Source organism: Ensifer oleiphilus (genome assembly GCF_013371465.1).
GTDB lineage: Bacteria > Pseudomonadota > Alphaproteobacteria > Rhizobiales > Rhizobiaceae > Ensifer > Ensifer oleiphilus.
Window position 1 is genome coordinate 308193 of sequence record NZ_JABWDU010000005.1, and the last position, 21946, is coordinate 330138.

General features: G+C 60.0%; 22 protein-coding genes and 1 tRNA gene. 8 read left to right on the plus strand and 15 right to left on the minus strand.

Features of this window, described 5'->3' with window-relative positions:
- Positions 1-4 precede the first annotated feature (4 nt).
- Positions 5-3514 carry a transcription-repair coupling factor gene (gene mfd, locus HT585_RS21115; RefSeq protein ID WP_176354792.1) on the plus strand — a complete coding sequence of 1170 codons (3510 nt, stop codon included), beginning with the start codon at positions 5-7 and terminating at the stop codon, positions 3512-3514.
- Between the two features lie 120 nt (positions 3515-3634).
- Here mfd and HT585_RS21120 read toward each other — a convergent pair whose 3' ends face one another.
- Positions 3635-4291: a DsbA family oxidoreductase gene (locus HT585_RS21120; RefSeq protein ID WP_176354793.1), complete on the minus strand. Its 657-nt coding sequence runs from the start codon at positions 4289-4291 to the stop codon at positions 3635-3637.
- An 89-nt stretch (positions 4292-4380) separates the two neighbouring features.
- Positions 4381-6195, minus strand: coding sequence for an extracellular solute-binding protein (locus HT585_RS21125; protein ID WP_176354794.1), 1815 nt, complete (start codon positions 6193-6195; stop codon positions 4381-4383).
- 271 nt (positions 6196-6466) lie between these two features.
- On the opposite strand from HT585_RS21125, the gene HT585_RS21130 reads away from it, so the two are divergent.
- Complete coding sequence (locus HT585_RS21130) at positions 6467-7096, plus strand: invasion associated locus B family protein (RefSeq protein ID WP_077503503.1); 630 nt, start codon at positions 6467-6469, stop codon at positions 7094-7096.
- A gap of 85 nt (positions 7097-7181) precedes the next feature.
- Here HT585_RS21130 and hspQ read toward each other — a convergent pair whose 3' ends face one another.
- The 3 genes from hspQ to HT585_RS21145 form a co-directional block, all read right to left on the minus strand.
- Complete coding sequence (hspQ, locus tag HT585_RS21135; protein WP_025427014.1) at positions 7182-7511, minus strand: heat shock protein HspQ; 330 nt, start codon at positions 7509-7511, stop codon at positions 7182-7184.
- A 214-nt stretch (positions 7512-7725) separates the two neighbouring features.
- Positions 7726-9135, minus strand: coding sequence for a type I glutamate--ammonia ligase (gene glnA / locus HT585_RS21140; protein WP_025427015.1), 1410 nt, complete (start codon positions 9133-9135; stop codon positions 7726-7728).
- Between the two features lie 65 nt (positions 9136-9200).
- Positions 9201-9539, minus strand: coding sequence for a P-II family nitrogen regulator (locus HT585_RS21145; protein ID WP_003528058.1), 339 nt, complete (start codon positions 9537-9539; stop codon positions 9201-9203).
- Positions 9540-9882: 343 nt separating this feature from the next.
- Between HT585_RS21145 and HT585_RS21150 the strand changes: the two genes are divergently transcribed.
- Positions 9883-11358 (plus strand): NAD(P)H-hydrate dehydratase, encoded by a 1476-nt coding sequence (locus HT585_RS21150; protein WP_176354795.1) that lies wholly within the window; start codon positions 9883-9885, stop codon positions 11356-11358.
- Between the two features lie 178 nt (positions 11359-11536).
- Here the strand turns inward: HT585_RS21150 and gpt are convergent, their stop codons facing one another.
- Both gpt and HT585_RS21160 read right to left on the minus strand, forming a co-directional pair.
- On the minus strand, positions 11537-12034 hold the full coding sequence (gene gpt, locus HT585_RS21155) for a xanthine phosphoribosyltransferase (protein ID WP_025427018.1): 498 nt from the start codon (positions 12032-12034) through the stop codon (positions 11537-11539).
- A 164-nt stretch (positions 12035-12198) separates the two neighbouring features.
- Entirely contained in the window at positions 12199-12954 is a 756-nt protein-coding gene (locus HT585_RS21160; protein WP_176354796.1) for a competence/damage-inducible protein A, read from the minus strand.
- Between the two features lie 164 nt (positions 12955-13118).
- On the opposite strand from HT585_RS21160, the gene wrbA reads away from it, so the two are divergent.
- From wrbA to HT585_RS21175, 3 genes are all read left to right on the plus strand, one after another.
- Positions 13119-13718 carry an NAD(P)H:quinone oxidoreductase type IV gene (wrbA, locus tag HT585_RS21165; protein ID WP_176354797.1) on the plus strand — a complete coding sequence of 200 codons (600 nt, stop codon included), beginning with the start codon at positions 13119-13121 and terminating at the stop codon, positions 13716-13718.
- Positions 13719-13950: 232 nt separating this feature from the next.
- Positions 13951-14193: a DUF2188 domain-containing protein gene (locus HT585_RS21170; protein ID WP_176354798.1), complete on the plus strand. Its 243-nt coding sequence runs from the start codon at positions 13951-13953 to the stop codon at positions 14191-14193.
- 90 nt (positions 14194-14283) lie between these two features.
- Complete coding sequence (locus tag HT585_RS21175; RefSeq protein WP_077503508.1) at positions 14284-14502, plus strand: hypothetical protein; 219 nt, start codon at positions 14284-14286, stop codon at positions 14500-14502.
- 93 nt (positions 14503-14595) lie between these two features.
- Here the strand turns inward: HT585_RS21175 and HT585_RS21180 are convergent.
- The 8 genes from HT585_RS21180 to HT585_RS21210 form a co-directional block, all read right to left on the minus strand.
- Positions 14596-14680 (minus strand) — tRNA-Leu (locus HT585_RS21180).
- Positions 14681-14894: 214 nt separating this feature from the next.
- On the minus strand, positions 14895-15104 hold the full coding sequence (locus HT585_RS21185) for a hypothetical protein (RefSeq protein ID WP_176354799.1): 210 nt from the start codon (positions 15102-15104) through the stop codon (positions 14895-14897).
- A 195-nt stretch (positions 15105-15299) separates the two neighbouring features.
- Positions 15300-15422: a hypothetical protein gene (locus HT585_RS32115; protein ID WP_280938658.1), complete on the minus strand. Its 123-nt coding sequence runs from the start codon at positions 15420-15422 to the stop codon at positions 15300-15302.
- A gap of 893 nt (positions 15423-16315) precedes the next feature.
- Positions 16316-16561, minus strand: coding sequence for a DUF982 domain-containing protein (locus HT585_RS21190; RefSeq protein WP_176354848.1), 246 nt, complete (start codon positions 16559-16561; stop codon positions 16316-16318).
- A gap of 179 nt (positions 16562-16740) precedes the next feature.
- A complete protein-coding gene (locus HT585_RS21195) occupies positions 16741-16998 on the minus strand; it encodes a hypothetical protein (protein WP_176354800.1) in 258 nt (85 codons plus the stop codon).
- Between the two features lie 165 nt (positions 16999-17163).
- Positions 17164-17868, minus strand: a complete 705-nt coding sequence (locus tag HT585_RS21200; protein WP_176354801.1) for an HAD family hydrolase — start codon at positions 17866-17868, stop codon at positions 17164-17166.
- Between the two features lie 4 nt (positions 17869-17872).
- Positions 17873-18463 carry a hypothetical protein gene (locus tag HT585_RS21205; RefSeq protein WP_176354802.1) on the minus strand — a complete coding sequence of 197 codons (591 nt, stop codon included), beginning with the start codon at positions 18461-18463 and terminating at the stop codon, positions 17873-17875.
- Between the two features lie 80 nt (positions 18464-18543).
- A complete protein-coding gene (locus HT585_RS21210) occupies positions 18544-19998 on the minus strand; it encodes a TrkH family potassium uptake protein (RefSeq protein WP_176354803.1) in 1455 nt (484 codons plus the stop codon).
- Positions 19999-20150: 152 nt separating this feature from the next.
- On the opposite strand from HT585_RS21210, the gene ilvA reads away from it, so the two are divergent.
- Together ilvA and HT585_RS21220 are read left to right on the plus strand one after the other, a co-directional pair.
- The gene (gene ilvA / locus HT585_RS21215; protein WP_176354804.1) at positions 20151-21401 is read left to right on the plus strand and encodes a threonine ammonia-lyase; all 1251 of its coding nucleotides are present in this window, start codon (positions 20151-20153) and stop codon (positions 21399-21401) included.
- Positions 21402-21486: 85 nt separating this feature from the next.
- On the plus strand, positions 21487-21807 hold the full coding sequence (locus HT585_RS21220) for an HlyU family transcriptional regulator (RefSeq protein ID WP_176354805.1): 321 nt from the start codon (positions 21487-21489) through the stop codon (positions 21805-21807).
- Positions 21808-21946: the final 139 nt, after the last annotated feature.

A 21946-nucleotide genomic window follows, 5' to 3' on the forward strand; every position in this document is an offset into this window, starting at 1 on the left:
ATCGATGCTGGCTGGCCTTGACCCGAAGAAGATTGTAGCGGCAACGCGTGAAGTCACGATTGGCCCGGTTCCTTCAGGCGCTGAGGCGCTGGTACTGGCGGATCTCGCCCGTGCCGGTACGCCGGTTGCCTATATTCTGTCCGACGGCCAGCGGATCGCCGATCTGGAGCAGGTTTTGGGCTTCGTCGCCCCCGACATTCCGGTGCTGACGCTGCCCGGTTGGGATTGCCTTCCTTATGACCGGGTATCCCCAAGTGCCGACACGTCGGCCCGCAGGCTTGCGGCGCTCAGCGCCCTGATCGCCCACCGCAAGAAGCCGCATGCCGCCATCGTGCTTGTAACGGTCAATGCGGCTCTGCAGAAGATTTCGCCGCAGGACGTGATCGAGAGCCTCGCCTTCTCGGCGCGTCCCGGCAACCAGGTTCGCATGGACGACGTCGCAGCGCGTCTGGAGCGCAATGGCTTCGAGCGCGTGGCGACCGTGCGCGAAGTCGGCGAATATGCCGTGCGCGGCGGCATCCTCGATGTCTTCGTTCCTGGCAGTGGCGATCCGTTGCGGCTCGATTTCTTCGGCGATACGCTGGAGACGATCCGCTCCTTCGATCCGGCCAGCCAGCGCACGACCGGCCAGGTACGCTCCCTCGATCTCAATCCGATGAGCGAAGTGTCGCTGACGCCGGAAACGATCAGCCACTTCCGCACGCGATATCTATCGCTGTTCGGCGCCACGACCCGTGATGATGCGCTCTATCAGGCCGTCTCCGAAGGGCGCCGTTATGCGGGCATGGAGCATTGGCTGCCGCTCTTCTACGATCGTCTCGAGACCGTGTTCGACTATCTCGCTGGCTTTCGCATCGTTACTGATCATGTGGCGCGCGAGGCCGCAGCGGAACGGTCGAAGCTCATTCTCGATTACTACGATGCCCGCCACACGGCGGCATCGCCCGGCAAGTCGCTGGCGACCCAGGGCACGCCCTATAAGCCGGTGCCGCCGGAATTCCTGTATCTGAACTCTGAAGGATTCGCGGCCGCACTCGCTGAGCGCAACGCCGTTCGCCTTACGCCCTTCAGCGAGCAGGAGGGAGAAGCCCGCCAGGTCGTGACCGTCGATGCGCGTCAGGGCGTGCGCTGGGCAAAGACGGCCGCTGAGGGCGAAGCTGAAAGCGATCGCGTCAACGTCTTCGACCAGGCGGTGAAGTACATCGCCGAGAAGCGGTCCAAGGGCTCAAAGGTTATCGTCTCCGGCTGGAGCGAGGGCTCCCTCGACCGCTTGCTGCAGGTGCTTGTGGAGCACGGTCTCGGCAACATCCGCCAGATCAAGGCGATGGCCGACATCAAGACCCTGAAGCCGGGGGAAGCGGCGTCTGCTGTTCTCAGCATCGAGGCCGGCTTCGAGACGGGGGATCTCGTCGTTATCGGCGAGCAGGACATTCTCGGCGACCGCATGGTGCGCCGGTCCAAGCGGCGCAAGCGCGGCGCCGATTTCATTGCCGAGGTCGCCGGTCTCGACGAAGGCAGCTACGTCGTGCACGCCGAACACGGTATCGGCCGGTTCGTGGGGCTGCGCACGATCGAGGCGGTCGGTGCACCGCACGATTGCCTCGAGCTCGTCTATGCCGACAACGCCAAGCTCTTCCTGCCGGTCGAAAACATCGAACTCCTGTCGCGCTACGGCTCTGAGGGGACGGATGCGATCCTCGACAAGCTCGGTGGCGTCGCCTGGCAAGCCCGCAAGGCAAAGCTCAAGAAGCGCCTGCTAGACATGGCGGGTGGCCTCATCCGTATCGCTGCCGAGCGCCACACCCGGCACGCTCACGTCCTGGTGGCTCAGGATGGCGTCTATGACGAATTCGTCGCGCGCTTCCCCTATGACGAGACCGAGGACCAGCTGAATTCGATCGACGCCGTGCGCGAGGATCTCGGCAGCGGTCGGCCGATGGACCGCCTCGTTTGCGGCGACGTCGGCTTCGGCAAGACGGAGGTTGCGTTGCGCGCGGCCTTCATCGCCGCCATGAATGGGGTCCAGGTCGCCGTTGTCGTGCCCACGACGCTGCTTGCGCGGCAGCATTTCAAGACGTTCACCGAACGGTTCCGCGGCCTGCCAATCCGCATCCAGCAGGCTTCGCGCCTTGTTGGTTCCAAGGAACTGGCGCTGACCAAAAAGGAAGTGGCCGAGGGCAAGACCGACGTCGTGGTCGGCACCCACGCCTTGCTCGGAACGTCGGTCAACTTCGCCAATCTCGGCCTGCTCATCATCGACGAGGAGCAGCATTTCGGCGTCAAACACAAGGAACGGCTGAAGGACCTGAAGTCGGACGTGCATGTGCTGACACTGTCGGCGACACCGATTCCTCGTACTCTGCAGTTGGCGTTGACGGGTGTGCGCGAGCTGTCGCTGATCACCACGCCGCCTGTTGACCGCATGGCGGTGCGTACATTTATCTCACCGTTCGATGCGCTGGTGATCCGTGAGACCTTGATGCGCGAGCATTATCGCGGCGGCCAGAGTTTCTATGTCTGCCCGCGCCTCAGCGACCTCTCGGAGATCCACGATTTCCTGAAGTCAGACGTGCCGGAGTTGAAGGTCGCTGTCGCCCACGGCCAGATGCCCGCGACCGAACTCGAAGACATCATGAACGCCTTCTATGAGGGGCGTTACGATGTGCTGCTATCGACGACCATTGTCGAATCCGGTCTCGATGTACCAACGGCCAACACCCTGATCGTGCATCGCGCTGACATGTTCGGCCTGGCACAGCTCTACCAGCTGCGCGGCCGCGTCGGGCGGTCGAAGGTGCGTGCCTTTGCGCTGTTTACGCTACCGGTTAACAAGACGCTGACGGCAACCGCCGAGCGGCGGCTGAAGGTGCTGCAGTCGCTCGACACACTCGGCGCCGGCTTCCAGCTGGCAAGCCACGACCTCGACATCCGCGGAGCCGGCAATCTGCTCGGAGAAGAACAGTCCGGCCATATCAAGGAAGTCGGCTTCGAACTCTATCAGCAGATGCTCGAAGAGGCCGTCGCCGAACTCAAGGGCGAGGAAGAGGTTCACGATACCGGCTGGTCGCCGCAGATCTCCGTCGGCACCCCGGTGATGATCCCGGAACACTACGTGCCGGACCTGCATCTTCGACTTGGCCTTTACCGCCGCCTGGGCGAACTGACGGATCTCAAGGAAATCGACGGCTTCGGCGCGGAGATGATCGACCGCTTCGGCCCGCTGCCGATCGAGGTGCAGCACCTCTTGAAGATCGTCTATATCAAGTCGCTCTGCCGCACAGCCAATGTCGAAAAGCTCGATGCCGGGCCGAAGGGTGTGGTCGTGCAGCTGCGCAACAGGGAGTTTCCGAACCCGGCAGCACTTGTCGGCTATATCGCCAAGCAGGGCACCCAGGCGAAGATCCGGGCGGATCACAGCATCTTCTTCCAGCGCGAGCTGGTGACGCCGGAAAAGCGCCTCTCGGGCGCGGCGATGGTGATGACGCAACTGGCAGGGTTGGCGAAGCAGGCTTAGTCGCCTTCGCGCCGCCGTTTTTGGGTGGCGGCGCGAGAAGACTTTCCGTATTGTTTCAGATCGGCGCAATGCGCCGGTAGGCGCGCTGGATAACGTCTTAGATCAATGTCATCCGGGGGATTATGCCGTGGCTTTCATCTGCGCGATTTCGCGCAGCGCATTGCTGAGCACGTCGACCGATTGCGCACCCATAACGGCATATTGCCCGTCGATGATGAAACAGGGTACGCCGGTCACACCCATCTCGCGCGCCATGCCGATCTCTTCTTTGACGGCATCCTTGTCGGCATCCGAGTTGAGGAGCGCTGCGATGACAGGGCGGTCGAGCCCGGCCTCTTCAGCGATGTCGAGCAGCACCGCGTGATCGCCGACATTGCGGCCTTCCTCGAAGTTGGCCTTGAAGAGTCGGCTGACGACGGCCGACTGCGCCATGTCTCCATGGGTTGCCGCCCATCGAATGAGCCGGTGCGCGTCGAGCGTGTTCGGGCTGATCTTCACCGCATCGAAATCGAACGCGATACCATCGGCATTGCCGAGCGCGTTCAACGTTTCATGTGCCCGGTCGACTGCTGCCTGACCGCCGAGCTTGGCGGCGAGGTGCTGCTTGTGGTCCACACCTTCAGGCGGCAGGTCGGGGTTAAGCTGGTAGGGGCGCCACTGCACTGCGACCTGCAGCTCCGCGCCGACATTGGCGATCGCCTGGTCGAGCCTTGCCTTGCCGAGATAGCACCAAGGGCAGACGACGTCGGAGACGATATCTATGCTGACGGTTTGCATGATGCGGGGTGCCTTTCCTCTTGGACAAAGCTGCGAGATAAGCCGGTTTCCACCGGCTTTCAATGCGTTACCAAAAGGGAACCATCCCTTTACTGTACGTTCTCATCCCACCATGCCGGCAGCTGATAGCCGTAGAGTGGGACCGCCGCCGGCCGACCGATATGCTTGCGCCGGGCGACCCATTGAGCATCCAGGTGGTAGAGAGGCACCAGATAGGAATTGTTGACCAGCAAGCGGTCGTGGGCGCGAACGGCCGCAGTGAAGTCCTCTGTCGTTCTGGCCTGCAAGATGTTTTCGACCATTCGGTCGACATCCTTGTCTGCAACGCCTGCGAAGTTGTCACTTCCCTGGCGATCGCGCGATTGTGACGTCCAGCGCCCGACCTGCTCGATGCCGGGCGAGAGCGTGGATGGGAACGACTTGATGATGACGTCGTAGTCGAAGGATTGGCTGCGTTGCTGATATTGCGAATCGTCGACCGTGCGCACCGAGACCTTGATGCCGAGCGGTGCGAGGAAGCGCTGGTACGCGAGGGCGATTTTCTCCTGGCCGGCATTCTGGCTCATGATCTCGAAGGCGAGCGGCGCACCGTTGGCGTCGACCATCTTGCCGTCCTTGATCTGATAGCCGGCCTCGCGCAACAGCGAGACGGCCACGCGCAGCACGTTGCGGTCGCGCCCCGACGCATCTGTTACTGGCAACCGATAGGTGCCGTCGAGGATCGCTGGATTGATGTGCTCGCGTGCATCGCCGATCAAACCGAGTTCGCGGTCATCTGCAGCGGCACCGAGAAACGAGAGCGTCGAGTTCTGCCAGTAGCTCTGGGTGCGGGTGTAGGCGCTGTCGAACAGGTTCTTGTTGACCCACTCGAAGTCGAAGACCAGCGCCAGGCCCTGGCGCAGTTTGAGATTGTCGAACATCGGCTTGCGCGTGTTGAAGACAATGCCGAGCATGCCGGAGGGCGTCTTCGGCGTGAACGTCTCCTTGACGACGTCACCGGAGCGAACCGCAGGAAAGTCGTAGCCGCGCGCCCATTTGGTGGCGCTGCCCTCGGGATAGATGTCGATCTCGCCCTTCTTGAAGGCTTCGAACAGCGAATTCTCCTGCAGGAAGTACTCGACGGAGATCTCGTCGTAATTGTCGAAGCCGACTTTGGAAGGAAGGGTCTTTGCCCAATAGTCCGGGTTGCGGCGGTAGACGATGCGTTCGCCGGGCTTTACCTCGGCAACGCGATAAGGGCCTGAACCAAGCGGGGCTTTAAGTGTTGTCTGGTCAAACGTCGCCACATCGGTCGCGTGTTTCGGCAGGACCGGAGAGAGCCCAAGCAGCAGCGGCAGTTCGCGATCGGCGTCTTCGGTGAAGGTGAAACGGACGCTGAGATCGCCGACCTTCTCGAGCTTGGCCACCTTCGCCATGCGGTTGGCAAAGGGCACGCGCCCCTTGTCGCGCATCAGTTCGAAGGTGAAGATAACGTCGTCTGCCGTTACCGGCTGCCCGTCGGCCCAGCGCGCGGCCGGATTGATATTGAACTGAATGAACGTCCGATCGTCGTCCCATTCTACCGACTGGGCGAGCAGACCGTACATCGTGAAGGGTTCGTCGCGGGAGCGCTGCATCAGTGATTCGTAGACGAGATTGCCGTATTCCGGATCCCACATACCGCGCGCTGTCGTGCGCATGCTCTTCAGGATGAACGGATTGAGACTGTCGAAGGTCCCGACCACGCCGTAGGAGATCTTGCCGCCCTTCTTCACATCGGGATTGACGTAGGGGAAATGCTTGTAGTCCGCTGGCAGTGCGGGCTCTCCATGCATCGAAATGGCGTGCACGGGAGCGGCTATCGCGGCATCGCCAAATGCGGTTGCGGCCAACAGGATGGCCAGACCGGAAAGAATTGTGCGCAACGTTATCTCCAGTGAAGTGGCAAATGGCCGATTCCCGGCACGTTACCAACGCCGGTCGACAATTCCAACCGACGCTATACCCAAATTCCGGCGGGCAAGAGGTCAAAAAAGAGCAAGAAACACTGGATAAACCGCACGAGCCAATGTAACAGGTGTTTCCGGAAACGGGGTCATGCATTTGCCTTATTTGGCCAACAGGACAACGGCGGCTGACGATACTCACCTGCGGAACGAATTGTTCCGTTACCGGATTTCAGGAGACGGAATCACAATGATCTTCAAGTCGAACTTCACCAAACGTGCGGGACTGGCAACGCTGGCGCTCTCTGTAGCAGCTGCGGGTGTCCCGGGCGTTGCATCTGCCCAGCAGGCAGGTGGCAAGCCCCCGCAGGGTTGGTTCAAGGTCTGCACCAAGCAGGAAGACAACGATGTCTGCATCGTTCAGAACCTGTTGACGGCAAACAACGGTCAGCTCCTGACCGCAGTTGGCCTCATCACCGTATCGGGCAAGGTCAACCGCAAGGTTCTGCAGGTTTCCGTGCCGTCTGCGCGGCTGATCCCGACCGGCGTCCAGATGCAGATCGACGGCGGCAAGCCGGTTAAGCTCGACTACGCCATCTGCATGCCGGACAAGTGCGTGGCTGAAGCTCCGCTGTCTGACCAGCTGATCGCAAGCCTGAAGAAGGGCAACGAGGTGGTCTTCACCTCCGTCAACTTCCAGCGCGCGCCGAACCCGATCAAGATGGGTCTTGAAGGCTTTACTGGGATTTTCGACGGCGAGCCGATCGAGCAGTCGCAGCTTGAAGAGCGTCAGCGCCTTCTGCAGGAAGAAATGCAGAAGAAGGCCGAAGACGCGCGCAAGAAGCTTGAAGACGCCCAGAAGGCCGCCAAGCAGAACTAAGCGCTTCGGCACTTTCGAGAATTAAAGAAACGCCCGGACGATGTCCGGGCGTTTTTCATTTTGGCGAGTGCCCACCGCTCGGTTGCTAGTGGCGGAACGTTACCTTGGGCTTGTAATGGCCGATATCGTCCTTTTCGAACAGGGCGTCGACCTGGGCGTGGCGTATCGGCCGATCGCTCTCGTCAGACACCAGGTTCTGCTCGGACACATAGGCGACATACTCGCTGTCGTCGTTCTCGGCGAACAGGTGGTAGAAGGGCTGATCCTTGCTTGGGCGGATCTCCTGCGGAATGGCATTCCACCATTCCTCGGTGTTTGCGTATTCCGGATCGACGTCGAAGACGACGCCGCGGAACGGGAAAACCCGATGGCGAACCACCTGTCCGATCTCGAATTTCGCGTTTCTCTGTTTCATGACGCAACACATCCTTTCAAGGGATTATCTGGGTTGCCAAACCCAAAACATCAATAGGGTGTCATGCACGGCTTCGTGTACGCCTTCCTAGCCTTCCTGTTTCTTGAGGCAGCGTGGCCCAAAAAAAGCAAGCCGGCGAGGGTCCCTTGAACCCCGCCGGCTTGCCGCGTCGCTTGCGGACCGGGCGCGGCATCCGCCGCCCGGCCCATCGGTCTTAGACCGAGTAGTACATGTCGTACTCGACCGGGTGCGGGGTCATTTCGTAACGCATGACTTCCTGCATCTTCAGTTCGATGAAGGAGTCGATCTGATCGTCGTCGAACACGCCGCCGGCGGTCAGGTACTTGCGATCCTTGTCGAGGCTTTCGAGCGCTTCGCGCAGCGAGCCGCAGACGGTCGGGATCTTCTTCAGTTCCTTCGGCGGCAGGTCATAGAGGTCCTTGTCCATGGCCTTGCCCGGATGCAGCTTGTTCTTGATGCCGTCGAGGCCGGCCATCAGCATGGCTGCGAAGGCGAGGTAGGGGTTGGCGGTCGGGTCCGGGAAGCGGACTTCGACGCGCTTGGCCTTCGGGTTGGTGCCGAACGGAATGCGGCACGAAGCCGAACGGTTGCGTGCGGAGTAGGCAAGTAGGACCGGGGCTTCATAGCCCGGGACGAGACGCTTGTAGGAGTTCGTCGACGGGTTGGTGAAGGCGTTCAGCGACTTGGCATGCTTGATGATGCCGCCGATGAAGTAGAGGCACGATTCCGACAGGCCTGCATATTCGTCGCCGGCGAAGGTCGGCTTGCCGTCCTTCCAGATCGACAGGTGCACGTGCATGCCCGAGCCGTTGTCGCCGAAGATCGGCTTCGGCATGAAGGTTGCCGTCTTGCCGTAGGCGTTAGCGACCTGATGCACGACGTATTTGTAGATCTGCATCTTGTCGGCATTGCGGACCAGCGCGTCGAACTTTACGCCGAGTTCGTGCTGGGCAGCAGCGACTTCATGGTGATGCTTTTCGACCGTGACGCCCATTTCGGACAGAACCGTCAGCATCTCGGAGCGCATGTCCTGGCAGCTGTCGATCGGCGGAACCGGGAAGTAGCCGCCCTTGACGCGCGGACGGTGGCCGAGGTTGCCGGTCTCGTAGTCGGTGTCGTCGTTGGACGGCAGTTCCGAGGAGTCGAGCTTGAAGCCGGTGTTGTACGGATCAGCCTTGTACTTGACGTCGTCGAAGACGAAGAATTCGGCTTCCGGACCGACAAAGACGGTATCGCCGATGCCCGATGCCTTGAGATAGGCTTCAGCCTTCTTCGCCGTGCCGCGCGGGTCGCGGTTGTAGGCTTCGCCCGAAACCGGATCGAGAATGTCGCAGATGATGACCATCGTCGACTGCGCGAAGAACGGGTCCATATGCGCTGTTTCCGGGTCGGGCATCAGCACCATGTCGGACTCGTTGATGGCCTTCCAGCCGCCAATCGAGGAGCCGTCGAACATGACGCCATCGGCGAACATGTCTTCGTCGACACAGACGACATCCATCGTTACGTGCTGCAGCTTGCCCTTGGGGTCGGTAAAGCGCAGGTCGACGAACTTGACGTCGTTGTCCTTGATTTGCTTCAGAATATCGCTTGCAGTCGTCATTTTCCGTAATTCCCTGTGTGAGATGACGAGGTTTTAAGGTGAAAGGGCCGGGCGGCCCTTGAGGATCAGATGGCGTCGAGGCCCGTTTCGCCGGTACGAATTCGGATGACTTCCTCCACGTTGGAAACGAAAATCTTTCCGTCGCCAATCCGGCCGGTTTGGGCAGCATTGCGGATCGCCTCGATGACGGCCTCCGCGTTTTCGTCCGCCAGCACCACTTCGACCTTTACCTTGGGCAGGAAGTCCACGACGTATTCAGCGCCGCGATACAGCTCCGTGTGACCCTTCTGTCGACCGAAGCCCTTTGCTTCCGTGACGGTAATGCCCTGCAGGCCGACTTCCTGAAGGGCTTCCTTCACTTCGTCGAGCTTGAAGGGCTTTATGATCGCTTCGATCTTTTTCATGAGAAAATGTCTCTCCGCTTCTCCCTTTAAAGCAGGATCATGCCCGCTCACTGGTCAATATGCACGTTGCATGCCAGTTTTTCTGCAAAATGATTGCCGAGCAGCAAAATTTCTTGGGATTGAGCAATGGCGGCTGCATTCCATGCCTTTGGCTTCGGCCGATCTGCCTATTTTTTGTAAGGTTTCTGCGCAGGTTGTTCGGTTTGGATGGAGGGTCGTGGCATATGCCCTGGAAAAGCACGTTATTTGAGCAACAAATATGTGCAAATGCATAAGTTGTGGGCAGTCCGGTGTCGGTGGATACCACTTGCCGCAGGCTGATGGACGGGGGTATGTCTGGACCATGCACTCTTCTCTTCGTGATCTGTTGATTACCCCGGCCGAAATGGCCGCAATGGACCTCGCAGCTGCGCGATCGGGGATCGACAGCTTCCTGTTGATGCGCAGCGCCGGGTTGGCTGTCGCTGCGGCTGCGCTCCGGCGTTTCCCGCAGGCACAGCGTTATGCCGTTCTGTGCGGCCCCGGCAACAATGGTGGTGACGGCTATGTCGCGGCCTCGGCGCTTGTCGAGAGCGGTGCGAACGTCGCCGTCTTTGCCTTCGGTGATCCAGCCGCACTTTCCGGCGACGCCGCCCGTGCACGGCAGCTGTGGAATGGCACGATAGATCCCCTTGCTTCCTTCTTGCCGCAGCCTGCAGATGCCATCGTCGATGCACTCTTCGGCGCAGGCCTTTCGCGCGATCTACCGGAGCCGGTGGTTGAAACGATCGATCGGATCAACGGGAGGGACTTGCCCATCATTGCCGTCGACCTGCCGACCGGCGTTGACGGGCGGACGGGGCAGATCTGCGGTGCGGCATTCGCTGCGAGCCATACGGTCACCTTCATGGCAAAGAAGCCGGGCCATCTGCTGCTTCCGGGCCGTTCGCTTTGCGGCGCTCTCGACGTCTTCGACATCGGTATTCCGGCCCGTATCGTGCTCGCGGGAGGGAAGGGGCTGCGCGTCAACACGCCGGCGCTCTGGTCCGACCATGCGGCAAGGCTCGATGCATCGAGCCATAAATTTCGTCGCGGTCATCTCGTCGTCTTCTCGGGAGGGCCGCAGGCGACGGGTGCCGCGCGGCTTTCAGCAGCCGCCGGTCTCGCTGCCGGGGCGGGCCTGGTCACGGTGGCATCACCGACGTCGGCGCTCGACATCAATGCTGGGCATCTGACCGCCGTCATGCTGAAGGCGATAGACGATCCGCCGGGGCTCGAGCGCTGGCTGGAAGACAGCCGACTTGGCGCATTTGTGCTTGGCCCGGGATTTGGCGTTGGTGAGCGCGCGCGCGCTTTTGCGCTTGCGCTTTGCGACCGCGCGCTGGTTCTCGATGCCGACGGCATTACGTCGTTTCAGCAGCACCGGTCGCAGTTGTTCGCCCGACTCGCGGCGGCACCGGGCAGGGCGGTGATGACGCCGCATGAGGGCGAGTTTGCCAGGTTATTCCCCGAGATTGCCCGAGACGAAAACCGATCGAAGATCGAGAAGGCGCAATCCGCGGCTCAGATCAGCCATGCGACGATCGTCTACAAGGGTGCCGATACGGTGATCGCCAGCCCGGACGGGAAGGTTGCCGTCAACGCCAACGCCCCGCCGTCACTGGCGACAGCCGGATCCGGAGACGTGCTTGCAGGCATTATCGGCGCGCATCTGGCGCAGGGCATGCCAGCGTTCGAGGCTGCTGCCGCCGGTGTCTGGCGCCATGGTACGGCCGGAGCGAAGGCTGGGCCGGGGTTGACAGCCGAAACGCTGGTGGCGTCCATACCGCCACTCGGCTAAAGCCACATCGTCCTTCGAGCGTGAAAAAACACCTTCGACTCGTTACTGCGCCGCGCGTCAAACATGACGCGCGGCGCAGTAACGAATTGGATTCGCAGCATAAATTTCCCGTAAATCGATTCCGTCTGAAGGAATTATGCAAGCAACGAGTGAAGACGGCGTACGGGACCTTATCGGATCAGCCGCGCGTGCCCTTGGCGATCGGCTCCTGATAGGTGAAGCCCAGATCCCACGGGAAGTAAATCCAGGTGTCCTGGCTCACTTCGGTGACGAAGGTGTCGACCATGGGCCGACCCTTTGGCTTTGCGTAGACGGCGGCAAAATGCGCCTTCGGCAGCATGGCGCGAACTTCGGCCGCGGTCTTGCCGGTATCGGTCAGGTCGTCGATGATCAGTACGCCTTCGCCGCCATCCTTGGCGATTTCAGGCGCGATGCCCTTCAGCACCTTCATCTGACCCTGCGTGTCATAATCGTGGTAGGAGGCGATGCAGACCGTCTCGATCATGCGGATGTTGAGCTCGCGGCAAATGATCGCCGCCGGCACGAGGCCGCCGCGGGTGATGCACACCATGGCGCGCCATTCCTGCCCCTGATCTGCCAGCCGCCAGGCAAGCGCACGCGCGTCGCGGTGGAACTGATCCCAAGAAACGGGGAAGGCTTTATCGGGCAGGGACATTGATGGGCTCCGGCTTGTCTGGACGAGGTAAAGGCGAAGCATCCGGCAGATCGGGCAGGCGCAGACGCTTCATCCTGATTTGCCGACATGCAATAGCGGCAATGACGGCCGATGCGCAAGAGCTTCGCATCCTTGCCATACCCGCCGCGCGCACGCTCCGGCGGTCAGGCTTTAACGCGCGACGCCGTAATCGCATCGATCATCGCCTGCACGTCGGCGGCTGCGGCCGACAGAGCCTGCGGATCGCGCGCCCTAACGACGATATCGGTTGAGAAAACCTTGCCGTCGAATTTGGGGTAGGAGCCGATGCTGGTCTCCGGGTGGTTCTTCTGCACCGCCGTCAGCGGTGTACCGATATCGCCTTCGCCATAGGGAGAGCGTACCGATTGCGAGAGCAGCGGCGTGCCGGTCTGCAAGTCCGGCATGATCGCATCGAGCATCGCCTGAAACACCTGCGGCACCCCGGCCATCACGTGCACGTTGCCGATGGCAAATCCCGGTGCCGTGGAGACCGGATTGGGGATCAGTCGCGATCCCTGAGGCATGCGCGCCATCCGCTTGCGTGCGTCCGAAAACTCCATGCCGCGGCGTTCGTACATCGCGGCGAGCAACGCCATGGCTCGCTCGTCATAGATGCAATCGACGCCGAAGGCTTTCGACACGGCGTCGGCCGTTATGTCGTCATGGGTCGGGCCGATCCCACCGGAGGTGAAGATGTAATCGTAGCGCGTGCGCAGGGCGTTGATGGCTTCGGCGATCGAGGCTTCCTCGTCGGGCACGATACGGACCTCGCGCAGATCGATGCCGACCATCGTCATCATGTCGGCGAGATGGCCGATGTTCTTGTCCTTGGTTCTGCCGGATAACAGTTCGTCGCCGATGGCGACCATGGCGGCAGTAACGATCTTTGGGCTGCTCATTGGCGATCCTGCTTATGTGAGGCGATTGTTCAGTAGCATCTCGTGATTGTTCGAGAATTGAGAACGCTCTGTTGACCGTGTGGCTTCTGGCAACCGGACGCTTTTTGATAAATCCTGCACGCGACGGTAATCAAGCGGAATTGCCTGAATCCAAAGGAGCATTTATGGCCAAGGTTCTCGTTCTCTACTATTCGGCATATGGGCACATCGAAACGATGGCCTACGCAGTGGCGGAAGGCGCCAAGTCGGCAGGAGCCGACGTCGTGGTGAAGCGCGTTCCTGAGTTGGTGCCGGAAGACGTTGCCAAGGCATCGTACTACAAGGTGGATCAGGCAGCACCGATTGCAACTGTCGACGAACTGGCGGATTACGACGCCATCATTTTTGGCGCCGGCACGCGCTACGGCACGGTCGCCTCGCAGATGCGTAACTTCATCGACCAGACGGGCGCGCTTTGGGCCCAGGGCAAGCTGGTCGGCAAGGTCGGTTCAGTGTTCACGTCGTCGGCGACGCAGCACGGCGGCCAGGAATCGACCATTCTCGGCTTTATCCCAACCCTGATGCACCACGGCATGGTCGTCGTCGGTCTTCCCTATGCCTTCCAGGGCCAGATGGGTCTTGAGGAAATAAAGGGCGGTTCGCCCTACGGTGCATCGACCATCACCGGCGGTGACGGTGCACGCCAACCTTCGGCGATCGAGCTTGATGCAGCTCGCTATCAGGGTGCGCACGTCGCCAAGATCGCCACGAAGCTGTCGGCCTAAGCCACGGAAAAGTCTTGAAAGATCGCAAAGAAAGCGGCCATCGCAAAGGGCCGCTTTCTCGTTTTGTAACAACCTGTCACATTCTGATTCGCGAAAGTGGCCTATTGGCCTGTTCCTGTGTTACTATCCGCCGCGTTCGGCATGAGAATGCCATTGGCGAGGAGGAATATTGGGCCGTGCGGCAACGGTCCGCGGAAGGCGGAATCGCCTTTCGGAGTGCAGGGAGAGAAGCATGGCGCGCATCACGTACTCCATCGTTCCCCATGACGGCGGTTGGGCCTACAAGGCAGCCGACGCCTTTTCGGAACCCTTTCCCAGCCGAGAACTGGCGCTGGCGGCCGCCAAGGCCGCGGCAGCCGAACAACAGGTCGGCGGCGACGACGAGGATATCAGTTTCCAGGACGAAAAAGGGAACTGGCACTTCGAGCATACCGACGGCGGTGATCGACCTGAGGCAACCGTCGAAGACGGTTGACAGATTTTTCGGACGATTGAGCGGTCCGTTCCATATCAGCATCTGCAAGAGTATTGCGTCCACTGCGTCGGCATTAGCGGAGGATTTTCAATGCAGCATTATAGCGTTCAGATCTTCACCTGGACCGCCCGCAACGGCGTGCAACAGGTCGGATCAGCAATCGAAGTCGATGCCCTCAATCCGAAGGCTGCAGCCGTCTCGCTGCTGGGCCTGCGGTTGGAGGACAAGGGAGCCTGCACGAAACTGGCGGTCAGGGTGTGGCACGACGATACGCACATGGCCGAATGCGACTGCTTCTACTACCACTGAGCGGCAAATCGATCCCAAGCGACGTTGCACAAGTCGTTCGTTGAACGGGGGTGTGGCCTGTCGTGCGCGGAAAATCGCCAGCAGATCATGACTTGGTGCGGGCGGCGGGGCTCGAACCCGCACAGCCGAAGCCGAGAGATTTTAAGTCTCTTGCGTCTACCAGTTTCGCCACGCCCGCACTGAGTGTTTTCAGTACCTTGCGCTCCTCTGTTTTGGAAGGCCCGTATAACCTATTTTTCGGTGATGGCTTCAGACATCGTAACGTCGATGTGCCGCCCTGTGGCGGGCATATGCAAAGAGGTTGGGCAGGGCCTTGCCCACGGTGGCAAACGCGCGCGCTTTGGAGAACGATCAGGAGGACGTGCGGGCGGCCAGAGCCGCCCTTCCGTATCTTAGGAACGCGATTTTTTGCTTGCCGGGCTTGGGGCGTTGATCCGGTTACCCGAAGTGCTGATTTGCAGATCGCGACTCCGCCCAGCGGCCAGTTCAATCTCGTTCTTTGCCTTAGCCAGGGCTGAATTTTCGACCGGTGCCGACGGTGCAGCGGCAAAGGCAGAGCTTGCAAATGCGAGCGAGGCCAGCGCAACAATGATGATTTTCATTGGTAGTCTTCTTGGTTCGAACCCGGCGCACTAGTGTTAGCAAGCGGGGAGCCTTGGCGTAGAACGGTCGGTCATCCAGAGACATACGGCAGATGCCGTACTTCGACCGTGTCGAGGCGGCGAAAGTCAGGGAATGGTTACGAAACGCTTGAGCAGATGATGCAAATCGCGTTCGACGTGATCAACGGGTGAAGATCAGAAGTTGGTGGTGATGCTGTGGTTATACATCCGGCTCTGTTCCGCTTTCTTGGCGGCAAGGGGCACCACGACAATGAAAGCAACGAGAGCGAGAATGAAAGCCGGTCCAGGAAGTGCCACCAGAGATTTCCCCGATTTATGATTGTCCCCACTATTCGGGAATTAGGCTTAATTGAAGCTGAATGAAGCCTGTCGAAATGCTGTCGAGAAGGGAAAATAGTGCCCTGACGTGCCGACGGAATAGCCGCGCCGCTTGTCATTCTTCATGGGTGGTCGGGTGGTTGTCGTTTCTTGAGCACGGGATCCGGAAGGAAGAGTTTCGACGGGCAGCGACGTTTCCGAACGATATCCAAGATGATCGCGACAACGCCCGTACATGCTGCAGCGTCGCTGCTTTCACCAATTGTTCTTCCCTCAAATGGGGTAGCGGGAGAGGAATAGACCGGGTTCGTACTATGGATGTTCGCCCCTCGTTCGACATGTTTTAGGTGTCGCTTGAGAGTGGGCGCGACCAATTTTCAGCTTCGGTGTCGATTAAGTTTCGGCGCACTGGCGGCTGAAGATGGATCGACATCTCGAAATCCGGTGGTGAACAGACCAAGCGGAGCACTCGTCGTATTTGCCTTGAAAGCAATGCGCAAAGTCTGGTCATGATGGCAAGGTACGGCCCGTTGGGCGCCGGAAAGCCCACTAACCGCCCGTAAGCTCTTCGGGCGTTGCGACGATCGCTGAATTTCCCAAAGCGCCATCGGCGTACTTGAAGGCAAGTATGCTCATGACGGAGGCGACTATGACCAACAGGATGATTCGCATTCTTATGTTTCCGGTTCTTTGCTCAGTCTAGCAACCCCCGTGGAGGCTCGTTGTTCCAATTCGGCGCTCTACGATCCGCCTTGGGTCACCTCGACCCGATGCCAGAATCAGACGCTCGGCGCCACGGTACCCGATAGCGCCGCGCGTCTTACCAGGCGAGTAAAGCATGCTGTCGCTTGCCCGTGCCGGCAGACGTTGGATTATTCGTGGATGGGAATGCCTGCCTCACGCGCGGCATCGATGAAGGCCTGACGGGCGGTTTCGGCGGATTGCTTGCCCTCGATCACCGCCGCACATGTATCAAGCGCCCGCGTCAGGACCGCACTGTCTTCGATCGGCCAGTCTTCGATCATTGCCCAGGATGCTTCGGTCGTATTCGAGATGGTTGTAAATTTCCCCGGCCCCTCCAGGGCCAGGGTTACGGGCTTGTCCCAATTCTCGGCCATGTCGGTCACCTCAATTTCAGTTGGTGGCGGCCCTTAGCACAGATCCCGGCGATTCCGCGAGCAATGCGATCGATGCTTATGTTGCCGCGGCGTCGAGCCATCCGCACCGCAATTTCCCTCACGCAACCGCATGGGCGAACGTTGCCCCAACATCGACGGGAGCGGCCCTTTTGCGTTCCCTACGATGGCTGACGCTTCGATCGTGAGAAATAGAAGATTGCGCCCGCGATCAAGGCACCAAGGCCGTAGGTGAAAAATGCCTGAAAGTATGGAGTGCCCGACGCCAGAAAATAGAGCGTCGGCGCAACGAACATCATGATCGTCAAGCCGATAAGGCGAGAGGCAAAGATGCTCATGTCCGAGAGTTTCCTGATAATCCACCCGATCAAGATGCTGGTGAATGTCATGACTATGATGGCTCCGATGAGTTGGGCCATGCTGGTCCTCCATCAAGTTTCCCTCAGGGCTCCTGCACATTTCTCGATTCTGCAAAAGAGCAATCGCTCTCGCGGCCAACAATTGATGGTTGCGTTGACGTGCCTGTTGGTGTCGGGCTGCTGCCTGGGCATGTGCTTGCTGCCACTTCGTTTGTGGCGAGCCTGCTACTCGCCCAGTGTCTGCAACACGTCCGGCAGTCCACCGAGATCGATAATCTCGCGAAAACGCGGATGGCTGTCCGGCTTGTCGTGATGTTCGAACGCCCAGGTGAGGGCATGCGGCACATAGATTCCCCAGCTGCCGGCGTCGAGCGCGGGCACAATATCGGATTTCAGCGAGTTGCCGACCATCAGGCTTTTTGATGGGCCGTCGCCGTGGTGTCTGAAAATGCGATCATAGGTGGCGACGGTTTTGTCGCTGACGATCTCGACCGCGTTGAAATAGTCGCCGAGCCCGGAGGCGGCGAGCTTGCGCTCCTGGTCGAAAAGGTCACCCTTGGTGATAATCACCAGCCGGAAAGTGCCATGAAGAGCCTCGAGCGTTTCCTTGACATGCGGCAGCGGCTCGACCGGGTGGATCAGCATTTCGCGCCCTGCGGCGATAATCTCTGCAATGACCGATGACGGCACCCGCCCGTCCGTGACCTCGACGGCTGTCTCGATCATCGACAACACGAACCCCTTGATGCCGAAGCCGTAGAGGCCGAGGTTGCGCTTTTCCGCGGCCAGAAGCCGTGCTGGCAGGTTTTCCGTGTCGGCGTGGTCCTTGAGCAAGTCAGTGAAGCGCGCCTCGGTCAGGCGAAAGAACTGTTCGTTTTGCCAAAGCGTATCGTCGGCATCGAAGCCGATTGTCGTAATGCTGTCGGGCATTGTCTCACTGTCCGGCGATCTTGAACGGCTGATCGATCGTCGCCGTCTTGCCGCTATTGATATCGTTGAAGTGGAAGCGCAGCACGTAGTCGCCTGCCGGAGCTCCGGAAACATCGATTGTCAGGGTCGAATAGATTTCCTGGTTCCTGAGGTAGCCGGTGAAGGTGAAATCGCCGAATGCCTTCTGGCCGGCGAGGACCTTGCCGGCGGGATTGAGGATATCGAAATCGACGGTGAAGCGTGTTTCCAGCTTATCTTTGACAGACGCTTGCTTCCAGGTCAGTCCGACTGGCTCGATATAGGAAACGATGGCTTCCCCTGTCTTGAAGACCGTTCCGTCCTTCGGTTCATACATCGCGTAGCCGGCCGGTTCCTTGCTGATGAAGACGGCTTTGCCGATGGAAAAGGGCAGGGTCTGTGAAAAGTCGCCGACTGCCTGCCGCAGGAGTTCTCGCGCCTTGGCCGGGTCGCCGGAGGTTGCCAGTTGTTCCGCCTTGGTGGCTGCCTCGACGAGCGGTCCGGCCATTGTCTCGATGCTTATGCTGAGCATGCTTGCGGCGGTCAGCACCGCCAGCAGTGACCGATGTATCGCCATGACGCCCCCCTTTGTCCGGTTGATCCGACTTTCGGCATTTGCAGCATCGAGTCAAGACGATAGGGCCGGCGCGGCGATGGTCAATGTTTCCAGAAGATCGGCGTCAGGATAACGAGCACTGTCAGCACTTCCAGACGACCAAGCAGCATCATCAGCGATAGAAGATAAAGCTCGGGATCCTGGAGCGTCGAAAAATTGCCGGCCGGGCCGATCAGGCTGCCAAGGCCAGGGCCGACATTGGAAAGGCAGGTGATCACCGCCGACGTCGCGGTAATGAAGTCGTATCCGAGTGCACCCATGCCGAGACTGCCCAGCACCCACAGCAGGATATAGGTGGTGAAGAAAAGGAAGATGGCGCGCTGCGTATCGGCATCAACAGTGTTGTTGCCGTAGCGCACGGCATAGACCGCATTGGGATAGATGAGTTTGTTGAGGCCGGAGCCAATCGCGTTGAAGAGGACGACGAAGCGATAGGCCTTGATGCCGCCTGCGGTCGATCCGGAGCAGCCGCCCATGAAAGTGGCGATGAAGGCGACCATCACGACGAACGGTCCCCACAGACTATAGTCCTCGCTGGCATAGCCGCTGGTCGACAGGATCGACGTGATGTTGAAGAAGGAATGGGCGAGCGCCAGGTGAAATTCGACGCCATTGGCAAGGCGATGATAGATCGCGACTGCGATCGAGAACGCCGAGAGGTATCCGAGGAAGACGATGATCTGAGGGTCGCGCAGCGCGTCGAGGCGGCCACGCACGACGAGCACGATCAGGATCGAGAACGGCAGGCTGCAGAGCGCCATGAAGAACGTCGCGGTCCACAGGAGCGGGATGCTGCCGAAATAGGCGAAGGATGCGTCATGGGTGGAAAACCCGCCCGTCGCCACCGTCGACATCGCATGGTTGATGGCGTCGAACCGGTTCATGCCCGTCATGTTGTAGCCGATCGTACAGAGGATCGTGATCGAGACATAGATGAGCAGGAAGGCGCGGCTGAAGCTTGCAAGCCGCGCGAACGGCTTGTCGCTGGTGTCGGAGGATTCCATTTTGAAGAACGACATGCCACCCACCCGGAGGTAAGGGATGATGAACAGGCCGAGCACGACGATGCCGATGCCGCCGAGCCAGCACAAGAGCGAGCGCCAGACGAGCAACCCGGGCGGCGCATCGTCGAGCCCGACAATGACGGTCGAGCCGGTGGTGGTGATGGCGGAGACGGATTCGAACAGAGCCTGCGCGAAGTCGAGCTTCAGCGAAGACAGCCAAAGCGGGATGGCGCCGACGACCGAAAACACCGCCCAGAGAAGATTGACCAGCAGAAACCCGAACTTCTTCGAAAACGGCGGCGGTCCCATCCGCGTTGCCATGAACGTCGCTGCCGACAGGCCGCCTACCATGAAGGCGGAGACGGCAAAGATCTGCCAGTCCGCATGGCCATAATAGAGATCGACCATCGCAGGCACGAGCATCGCCAGCGAGAGGTACAGGCCGAGTATCGCCGCAATATGCACGGCGTGCCGGATCAGGGTTGCGTTCAAGCGTTCGATTTCCTGGAATGAAACTTCGTGATCTGGCGAGGCGCGAGGCGGCAACATTGTCCCCCGCCGGGCGATTCGTGTCAAAGCGATGGCCTCAGGCGCTGCAATGTGCAATAGCGGCTGCCATCGGCAAACTCAATGGATGACCTCACGTGACGAAGCAGGACGTTGACAACGCAACCACGGCGATGCGCGATATTTTTCCGGCCACGCCGCTGCAATTGAACGAGCATCTGAGCGGCCGCTACGGCGCCAACATCTTCCTTAAACGTGAGGATCTTTCGCCGGTTCGCTCCTACAAGATCAGGGGCGCCTTCAATTTCTTCCGCAAGGTGCTTGGCGCCGGCGCTACAGGCAAGACCTTCGTATGTGCCTCGGCCGGCAACCACGCCCAGGGCTTTGCCTTCGTCTGCCGCCACTTCAGTGTCCCCGGGGTCGTGTTCATGCCCGTGACCACGCCGCAGCAGAAGATCGACAAGACCCGCATGTTCGGCGGCGAGTTCATCACCATCCGTCTCGTCGGCGACATTTTCGACCAATGCTACAAGGCGGCCCGCGACCATGTCGAAACGATCGATGGCGTCATGGTGCCGCCGTTCGATCACCTCGACATCATCGAGGGACAGGCAACCGTTGCCGCTGAAATCGCCGAGCAACTGCCCGAAGGCGTCAGGCCGGATCTTGTCGTGCTTCCCGTCGGCGGCGGCGGTCTGTCGGCCGGTGTCACCGGCTATCTGAAGGACGAGGTCGCCGCTGACCATTTCGTCTTCTGCGAACCATCCGGCGCGCCGAGCCTCAGGCAAAGCCTTGAAACCGGCAGTCTCGTCACGCTCGACCAGGTCGATAACTTCGTCGATGGCGCAGCGGTCGGGCGGATCGGTGATTTGAATTTCGCAGCGTTGCGGCGCTTCTCGGCCGACCAGGTCATGCTGTTGCCGGAAAACGCAATCTGCATGACGATCATCGATATGTTGAATGTCGAAGGCGTCGTGCTCGAGCCCGCAGGCGCGCTGTCGATCACGGCGCTGGAAGCGATAGGGCGCGACAAGCTGGATGGCAAGACCGTCGTCGCGGTCGTATCCGGCGGAAATTTCGACTTCGAGCGGCTGCCCGACGTCAAGGAACGGGCTATGCGGCACGCAGGGCTCAAGAAATACTTCATCCTCCGCATGGCGCAGCGTCCGGGCGCCTTGCGCGACTTCCTCAACCTGCTCGGAGATGAGGACGATATCTCCCGCTTCGAGTATCTGAAGAAGTCGGCCCGCAATTTCGGCTCGATCCTTATCGGCATCGAGACCAGGCATGCGGAGAATTTCCCGATCCTGAAGTCGCGGTTCGACGCCGCCGGCCTGCGTTATCAGGACATCACCGAGAACGAGATCCTGTCCAATCTGATCATCTGACGGTTGGTGGACCGGAAGTAAAGCCAGAGTGTCAACTCGACACTTTGGCTTTGACAGCTTTCGCCGTCGCGTCTAAGTCTTGCTCATGGCATCATTTTTCTCAAAACTGTTCGGCCGTTCCGGCTCCACCGAAAACGAAGCTCAGAGCGCATCGGGCAAGACCGAAGCGTATGCGGAATGCACGATCCGCGCGACGCCGATGCGTGAGGGCTCGCAGTTTCGCCTGGCCGGCAGCATAGAGAAGACGGTCTCAGAGGGCGGCGTTCTCGTGCGCAGCTTTATCCGCGCCGATCTGTTTACCTCCGAGCAGGATGCGATCGACGCGACGTTCCGCAAGGGACGCCAGATCATCGACCAGACCGGACCGTCGCTTTTCGCCGATGACGCCCCTTCGCGGCAGGTCTGATTCCAAGTTGTAGACCGTCGGCCTCGTTTCCCGACAAATGAAGACAATACAGTCTGTTGTCGCTGATAGATCATGTTGATCGTCAGAGTCTCGCGCCCATTTCAACCGGATAGCCACTCGCCGCTCCCGCATGAGCGTT

Excerpts from the sequence above, each read along its gene's own strand:
- mfd (WP_176354792.1), top strand. The coding sequence starts at position 5 with ATGCTGGCTGGCCTTGACCCGAAGAAGATTGTAGCGGCAACGCGTGAA.
- HT585_RS21120 (WP_176354793.1), bottom strand. The coding sequence starts at position 4,291 with ATGCAAACCGTCAGCATAGATATCGTCTCCGACGTCGTCTGCCCTTGG.
- HT585_RS21130 (WP_077503503.1), top strand. The coding sequence starts at position 6,467 with ATGATCTTCAAGTCGAACTTCACCAAACGTGCGGGACTGGCAACGCTG.
- hspQ (WP_025427014.1), bottom strand. The coding sequence starts at position 7,511 with ATGAAACAGAGAAACGCGAAATTCGAGATCGGACAGGTGGTTCGCCAT.
- glnA (WP_025427015.1), bottom strand. The coding sequence starts at position 9,135 with ATGACGACTGCAAGCGATATTCTGAAGCAAATCAAGGACAACGACGTC.
- HT585_RS21145 (WP_003528058.1), bottom strand. The coding sequence starts at position 9,539 with ATGAAAAAGATCGAAGCGATCATAAAGCCCTTCAAGCTCGACGAAGTG.
- HT585_RS21150 (WP_176354795.1), top strand. The coding sequence starts at position 9,883 with ATGCACTCTTCTCTTCGTGATCTGTTGATTACCCCGGCCGAAATGGCC.
- gpt (WP_025427018.1), bottom strand. The coding sequence starts at position 12,034 with ATGTCCCTGCCCGATAAAGCCTTCCCCGTTTCTTGGGATCAGTTCCAC.
- HT585_RS21160 (WP_176354796.1), bottom strand. The coding sequence starts at position 12,954 with ATGAGCAGCCCAAAGATCGTTACTGCCGCCATGGTCGCCATCGGCGAC.
- wrbA (WP_176354797.1), top strand. The coding sequence starts at position 13,119 with ATGGCCAAGGTTCTCGTTCTCTACTATTCGGCATATGGGCACATCGAA.
- HT585_RS21170 (WP_176354798.1), top strand. The coding sequence starts at position 13,951 with ATGGCGCGCATCACGTACTCCATCGTTCCCCATGACGGCGGTTGGGCC.
- HT585_RS21175 (WP_077503508.1), top strand. The coding sequence starts at position 14,284 with ATGCAGCATTATAGCGTTCAGATCTTCACCTGGACCGCCCGCAACGGC.
- HT585_RS21185 (WP_176354799.1), bottom strand. The coding sequence starts at position 15,104 with ATGAAAATCATCATTGTTGCGCTGGCCTCGCTCGCATTTGCAAGCTCT.
- HT585_RS21190 (WP_176354848.1), bottom strand. The coding sequence starts at position 16,561 with ATGGCCGAGAATTGGGACAAGCCCGTAACCCTGGCCCTGGAGGGGCCG.
- HT585_RS21195 (WP_176354800.1), bottom strand. The coding sequence starts at position 16,998 with ATGGCCCAACTCATCGGAGCCATCATAGTCATGACATTCACCAGCATC.
- HT585_RS21200 (WP_176354801.1), bottom strand. The coding sequence starts at position 17,868 with ATGCCCGACAGCATTACGACAATCGGCTTCGATGCCGACGATACGCTT.
- HT585_RS21205 (WP_176354802.1), bottom strand. The coding sequence starts at position 18,463 with ATGGCGATACATCGGTCACTGCTGGCGGTGCTGACCGCCGCAAGCATG.
- HT585_RS21220 (WP_176354805.1), top strand. The coding sequence starts at position 21,487 with ATGGCATCATTTTTCTCAAAACTGTTCGGCCGTTCCGGCTCCACCGAA.